The following is a 427-nucleotide window of genomic DNA, read 5'->3' on the forward strand; positions in this document are numbered from 1 at the left end:
TTACACACGACTTGGGAAAAGCTTGTACCGCCCCTGAAAAATGGCCAAGCCATCATGGCCATGAGCGCCTAGGTTTAGAGCCGATAAAGAAGCTCTGTGAACGAAATCGAGTACCGAATGAATACCGAGACCTGGCATGTTTATGCAGTGAATATCACACGCACATCCATAAAGCTTTTGAGTTAAGAAGCGAAACCATTCTGAAAGTTTTAAAGCAGTGCGACGCCTTTAGACGCCCTGAGCGCTTTGCAGAAATATTACTGTGCAGCAAGGCAGACTCACGAGGTAGGACCGGGTTTGAAAAGGCGCAATACCAACAAGCAGATCTTTTTAGCCGGATATTACACACTCTCAGCTTAATCACCACAAAAGAAATCGTTGCCGAGGGCTACAAAGGGAAAGAAATTGGCGAGCAGCTAGACCGTTT

1 pseudogene is annotated in these 427 nt (G+C 46.4%); it reads left to right on the forward strand.

The features are described from left to right. Positions 1-427, forward strand: a pseudogene (gene cca, locus A3757_RS26515) (multifunctional CCA tRNA nucleotidyl transferase/2'3'-cyclic phosphodiesterase/2'nucleotidase/phosphatase); the annotation flags it as partial.

The sequence above is a fragment of the Oleiphilus sp. HI0117 genome, from assembly GCF_001635235.1.